The sequence below is a fragment of the Aeromonas salmonicida subsp. salmonicida genome (assembly GCF_001643305.1).
In the GTDB taxonomy this organism is placed as follows: domain Bacteria; phylum Pseudomonadota; class Gammaproteobacteria; order Enterobacterales; family Aeromonadaceae; genus Aeromonas; species Aeromonas salmonicida.
The window spans coordinates 116,351-122,649 of record NZ_LSGW01000084.1 but is presented as its reverse complement, the minus strand read 5'-3'; the positions used below and the strand labels follow the sequence as shown (position 1 = coordinate 122,649).

Here is a 6,299-nt window from a genome sequence, read left to right as displayed (position 1 = left end):
CTAATGAGATCGCACAAACTGGACTGAGTTGCCTTACACCGGTGTTCTAGTTTTCGGCACAGCTATTTAGTGGTTAATACGGCAGTTTTTGAACATGTTAGAAATCGAGATACTTTAGAGGAAATAGAATCTTATGTGAGTGACACTGGGTGTTTGGCAATACATACTCTTATCCCTGCAACGGTGCCGAAGGATCCGAATTGGATGTATTTACTACCTGTACACTGTGCTTTTCATACGAATCAAAGCATGGGGTTATTGATGAGGAGTTGGGGTTATAAATGCTCTGTTTATAACGAGCATTCAAAAATGTGGGTATTGTTCCGAGAAAATGCTGATGCTGTTTGGCCAAGAGTAGACAAACTGAACAAGTCGTTGGGGTGGAGATATCTTCATTTTAAGGATGGTTTTATGGATTATTGGAAATAACCATAGTTAAGCCTCATGTACAGGACCTTAAGAAAAAACGTCAATTCAAATCCCTCCCAAAATCCTGCTTTATGTATATTTTATCTGTTTTGTTCGGCGAGAGCTTTTTGACAGAAAATCTATAGCCCATTCCAGCCTCTCTCTTATTTCACTGATGGCTCGGTGCGATTTAGGGAACAGCGCCCTGCTCTTGGTTGACAAAAATCAGCTCTAGTTTGTCGTTGTGCCACCCAGAATGCCGTGCTTATGGGCTCATGGATTGCAACAAACCATTGATCATGTCTTGCTGGGCATGACCCAGTGCTGGAAATAGTGGCAGCGTTATAGCGCCGCTATAGAACTGTTCTGCATGGGGTTGGGGGGACGGCGCCCACCTTTGATACCAAGGCTGATGGGAGATCGGCATATAGTGCACGTTGGCGCCGATGCCTTGGGCCCGCAATTGTTCAAAGAGACGGGGACGCTTCTTAGGAGCCACGTGGTAAACATACAGATGAAAGGCACTGCGCTTTTCTTCACTGAAGTAGCGGTGGAGTAGATTCGGCGTCAATGCTTCGAAGTAACGATGGGCAATCTCACTACGCTTGGCGATCCAGGCGTCAAGATTGCTCATCTGGCTCAACCCCAACGCCGCCTGGATATCTGTCATCCGGTAGTTGAAGCCGAGCATCTGTTGCTCGTAGTACCAGGGGCCGTCCGGTTCATTGATGAAGTCTTCCGGTTCACGGGTGATACCGTGGCTGCGCAGCATGCGCATGGTTTTGGCCAATGCTGGGTCATTGGTCATTGGTCATGGCCATGCCGCCTTCGCCGGTGGTGATGATTTTCACCGGATGGAAGCTGAAGACTGTGATGTCGCTGTAGCGGCCATTGCCGGTCGGTTCGCTGTGATAGCGGGCGCCGAGGGCGTGGCAGGCATCTTCTATGATGCGAAAATCGTACTCCCGGCCCAGACGATGGATCTCTTTCATATCGCAGGGCAAGCCCGCGAAGTGCACCGGAATCACTACCTTGGGCAGGCGTCCTTCCGCCTTGGCAACCATCAGTTTGCGCTCCAGCTCCAGTGCGCACATGTTGCCGGTATCCGGCTCTATGTCGACGAAGTCGACCTGAGCGCCACAATAAAGTGCGCAGTTCGCCGAGGCTACAAAGCTGATGGGGGAGGTCCAGACCCAGTCTCCCGGGCCGACACCCAGAGCCAGACAAGCGATGTGCAGAGCGGCTGTACCCGAGTTCACGGCGACGCCAAAGCATGCGCCACAGTAATCGGCTACTGCTTGCTCGAAGCGAGGAACGACCGGGCCCTGAGTCAGATAATCGGACCTAAGCACCTCGACCACGGCCTCGATATCCGCCTCGCTGATCGACTGTCTGCCGTACGGGATCATTCCATTACCACCTTGTCATTCAACTCTTTTAGCTGGGCCACCGTCAGGAAGTCGCTGTTGTTACGGGAGTTATATTCGAAACCCTGTTCGACCATGACCCCCTTCTCGCCTGCAGCTGTGACTGAGAAGTCATTGTTGCGATTATTGAAATTGATGGTGGGACCGATGATGAAGAAGTCGTCGAACTCGAAGGTGTGATAGGAGTCGTCGGAAGGGCACATCACTTCATGCAACTTCTCACCGGGGCGAATACCGATAATTTCCTGGGCCAGCTGGGGCGCCATGGCGGTAGCCAGGTCGGTGATCCGTACCGAGGGCAGCTTGGGCACGAAGATCTCGCCGCCCTTCATCCTCGGGAAGTTGTTCATCACAAAATCCACTCCTTGCGGCAGGGTGATCCAGAAACGGGTCATCTCGGCATGGGTGATGGGCAGTGTGCTGGCACCCTGGTCTATTCGTTTTTGGAAGAAGGGCACCACTGAGCCGCGTGAACCTACTACATTGCCATAGCGCACCACCGCGAAGCGGGTCGGATCCTGGCCTGCAATGTTGTTGGCTGCCACGAACAGTTTGTCGGAAGCCAGCTTGGTGGCGCCATACAGGTTGATCGGGTTGGCAGCCTTGTCGGTGGAGAGGGCAATCACCTTCTTGACCTGATTGAGCAAGGCGGCCTGAATGACGTTCTCCGCCCCATGAATGTTGGTCTTGATGCACTCCATGGGGTTGTATTCAGCAGCGGGGACCTGCTTGAGCGCGGCCGCGTGCACGACGTAATCGACGCCGCGCATCGCCATGTTCAGCCGGTTGGCATCCCTCACATCCCCGATGAAATAGCGCATGCAGGGGTCGTTGAACACCTGTTGCATCTCGAACGGTTTGAGTTCGTCGCGGGAGTAGATGATGAGCCGCTTCGGCTTGTAGCGTTCCAGTACTGTCTTGACCAGCATCTTGCCAAACGAGCCAGTGCCGCCGGTAATCAATAGGGTTTTATTGTCGAACATGACGGATTCTCGCTAGTGATGCCAAGAGGCAAGCAATATATGTGCCTGGAACTAGTTTAGCCGAAAAGGGCTGGGAGCAGTTTTGTATGATGCCAGTTTTATTCCACTATGAGTGAAGTAACTAGATGATTCATAGAGAAATCCAACCCAGCTCAAACAACTTTATGCGATCTCTGATGCTTTAACAAAAAGCGGAACATCCGGTTCCGCTTTTTTGACGCTTAGCTGGAGAGCAGCACTCTGGCCGAGTTGGCGGGTATGGTCACTTGTACCTGTCCCTGTACCACTTCGTACTTGTCACCGTTGAAGGCATCGGTGAAGCGGCTGGCGGGGCTGGCGGTCTGCCACAACGGCAGGCTGATGGTGCGCGGCTCGGTCGGATGACGGTTGCAGGCGACCACAACTTGATCGCTTTGCAGGGTTCGAGCGAACACATAGCTGTGCGGGCCTGCATAGAGGGTCTGAATGTCACCACGGCGCAGAGCAGGTCGCTGCTTGCGGATCTGGATCAGCCGGCGGTAGTGATCGTGCAGCACGTGGTCCCAGGCCGTGGTCTCCCACGGGAAGCAGCGGCGGCAATCCGGGTCCTTGCCACCGGAGAGGCCGACTTCGTCGCCGTAGTAGATGGAAGGCACGCCGATATAGGTGAGCAGCAGGGTGGCGGCCAGCTGCATCCGTTGTTTGTCCTCTCCCAGCAGATGGAGAAAGCGGGCGGTATCGTGGCTGTCCAGCAGGTTGAACTGGGCCAGCTGGTTCTTGAACGGGATATGAGCTCGTGCCAGCTTGAGCCAGCTGTCCAGCTCCTCGGCGCTGATCTTGATGGGGTGATAGGCAATGTCCTGCCCGGCCAGGAAGGCGCGGATCGGGTGGGCGAAACCATAGTAGTTCATGGCGCCATCCTCCTGATCCCCCTGCAGCCACTGGCTCGCCTCGAAGAAGTGCTCGCCGAGCACATAGGCATCCGGGTTTTCCTGCTTCACGGCGCCGCGAATGGCACGGACATGGCCGTGATTGCCCTCGGCAGTACCGCGCTCCCCCAGCATGTGGATGACGTCAAAGCGCCAGCCGTCTATCTGGTAGGGTGCCCGCATCCAGTAGCGCAGTATGGCGTCGTCGGCGCGATAGATAGCGTCCTGTACCTGCTCGCTGGAGAAGTCGAGCTTGGGCAGGCTGCGGATCCCTTTCCAGCTGACATAGTCCCCTTCGTTGTCAAAGGTGTAGAAGCTGCGCCACGGTGAATCCGGGTTGCTGTTGGCGCCCTGTGGCGGGCAAAACCAGGGGTGCTGGGTCGAGGTATGGTTGACCACTGCATCCAGAATGATCTTCATGCCGCGCTGGTGCAGGTTGCGGGTCAGCTCGGCGAACTGTGCATTGCTGCCGAGGTGGGCATCGACCTTGAAGTAGTCCTGGGTATCGTACTTGTGGTTGCTCGGCGAATCGAAGATGGGGTTGAGGTAGAGCGCCGTGACCCCGAGAGATTGCAGATAGTGCAGCTTGGCATCTATTCCCGCTAGGTCCCCGCCGTAAAACTCACAGGCGCCGAGTCCCTCTTCGTGACGGCTGACCGGCTCACCCCACACCTTGCTGATCACCGCCTTGCCTCTGTATTCGTATTCATGATGCTTCACGCTCAGGGCCGGATCGCCGTTGCAAAAGCGGTCGGGAAAGATCTGGTAGAACACCTGATCCTGCACCCAGGCTGGCGGCTGGTGCAGGCTGTTGAAACGAAAGTGCTGCTCCCGAGGCGGCATGGCCGAGCTGACGCCAGCGCCGTGCAACCACCACTGCTCCTCATCGGTCAGGCATTTGAAGCAGTAGAGATGGATATCCTGCCCTTTGATCAGTGGCAATGTGACTTGCCACACCTGCAATCTGTCCCGGGTCGAGACTGGCGTCATCGCCAGCAGGTACTCTTCGTTGTCAGGTTCGTGGCGCAGCCACACCTCCCGGATCGGGGCATCCAGCTCGCTGAACAGGGTGAGTTGCAAGCTGTCGGCGCTCTCTTTGAACCAGGGCGCCACCTGGGGATGATACAGAAATGGATGGGTCATGAGTGCTTATTGAGTCAGAAGGTCGGCGAGGGCATTACCCTGTTCGTGAAGCGTTTCGAGCTGGCCTGCCAGTGATTTGGGATCCAGTCCCAGCTGGTCGGCAAGCGGCTTGGGGAAACGGGCAATGATGGCCTGGGCGGGCACGCCCGCATTCCAGGCGAAGGAGATGAAGACGGCGAGCCGGATCAGCACCGCCTCCTTGCTGACCGGATCGTGGGAGAGGGGATCCAGCTGCTGGGAGATGGCATCGACGAAGGCTTCCGACAGGTTCCAGCGCCGTGCCAGTTCGGCACCGAGCTGGGCATAGTCGTACCCCAGCATCTCCCGTTGGGCCTCTACCCGGCTGCTCCCCTTCTGGATCGCCATATTGATGAGCTCGGCCTCTTCCGGCAGTGTGCTCTGGATAAGCAGCTCACCTATGTTGTGGATCAGGGCACAGGTAAAGGCGGTCTCGGGATCCAGCACCTTGGCCTCCTGGGCCAGGGTCTTGGCGATGGTGGCAACCTGGAAGGTCTCGGTCCAGAACTTGTTCTTGTCAAAGCTGGGGGGGGCCTTGAAGGTGCCTATGATGCCGGAGGCGACCACCACGGAGCGCAACCGGTTGAAACCGAGGCGGATAACCGCCTGCTCGATGGAGGTGACATCATTGCCACGGCGCAGGGCGGCCGAGTTGGCCATCCGCAGCACCTTGACGCTGATCACCTGGTCCATGGCGATCTTGCCCGCTATCTGGTCGATACGGGCATTTTCATCGCTGAAACTCTGCATCAACTCATGCAGCAGCTGCGGAATAGTGGGGAGTTGTTTGATCTTGTCAAACAGACGATCCATCGACATGGCTGAGGCAGCCTCCATTGCGAGCACTGCCTCATATTGTGCCACAGGCGGGACACTTGTTCCTGTTTGTGATGCCGGTTTCGTGAGCACGAGGGTCTGTTGATGTGCAGTCCCGACCGCAATTGAGTCAGTTTTACGCCGGCAGACAACCGCGCTTATAGCACCCAGTCACGCAAGGTGTATTCCAAACTGTGCTGTTTCCCCTTCAGGATCAAGGTCTGGGTGGTGCCGCTCAGGGTGGCGCCTTCGAGCAGTGTGGTGATGACTGCCTGCTCTATGGTGTCGAGCGGAGCCTGACAGGCCATCTCGGTACTGCCGAGGCTGGTAACCCAGAATCTGTCGCCCTCGAGGTGGCCCTGGCCGAAGTAGCGGTTGCAACCAGCGATACCGTTGACGGTGAAGTGTTCACCTATCTCGAAATCGGGTGGATTGTCGCGGGAGGCCGCAATGGCCTGGCCATCCAGCTTGTCGAGCACCCAGTGATGATGCTGCAAGTCTTGCTGAACGAACGAGGGGGTACTGCTGCAGGCGCTGAGCAGGAGCAGGGCGAGCAGCAGTAGCAGGAATCTGGGCATGGAAGGGCTCCGGTAGTG

At 56.4% G+C, this 6,299-nt stretch carries 4 protein-coding genes and 1 pseudogene; all 5 read right to left on the bottom strand.

Translation table 11 applies throughout. From position 1 onward, the window contains the following. Nucleotides 1-673 precede the first annotated feature (673 nt). A pseudogene (gene pseC, locus AXW79_RS16170) lies at nucleotides 674-1,817 on the bottom strand (UDP-4-amino-4,6-dideoxy-N-acetyl-beta-L-altrosamine transaminase). Further along, nucleotides 1,814-2,818, bottom strand: coding sequence for a UDP-N-acetylglucosamine 4,6-dehydratase (inverting) (gene pseB, locus AXW79_RS16165; protein WP_005318304.1), 1,005 nt, complete (start codon nucleotides 2,816-2,818; stop codon nucleotides 1,814-1,816). Before pseB ends, pseC begins: the two are co-directional and overlap by 4 nt. 221 nt (nucleotides 2,819-3,039) lie before the next feature. Then, nucleotides 3,040-4,869, bottom strand: a complete 1,830-nt coding sequence (gene malZ / locus AXW79_RS16160) for a maltodextrin glucosidase (RefSeq protein ID WP_005318307.1) — start codon at nucleotides 4,867-4,869, stop codon at nucleotides 3,040-3,042. Nucleotides 4,870-4,875: 6 nt separating this feature from the next. After that, nucleotides 4,876-5,724 carry an HDOD domain-containing protein gene (locus AXW79_RS16155; RefSeq protein WP_005318309.1) on the bottom strand — a complete coding sequence of 283 codons (849 nt, stop codon included), beginning with the start codon at nucleotides 5,722-5,724 and terminating at the stop codon, nucleotides 4,876-4,878. A 137-nt stretch (nucleotides 5,725-5,861) separates the two neighbouring features. Then, nucleotides 5,862-6,281, bottom strand: a complete 420-nt coding sequence (locus tag AXW79_RS16150) for an META domain-containing protein (protein ID WP_005318311.1) — start codon at nucleotides 6,279-6,281, stop codon at nucleotides 5,862-5,864. Nucleotides 6,282-6,299 lie beyond the last annotated feature (18 nt).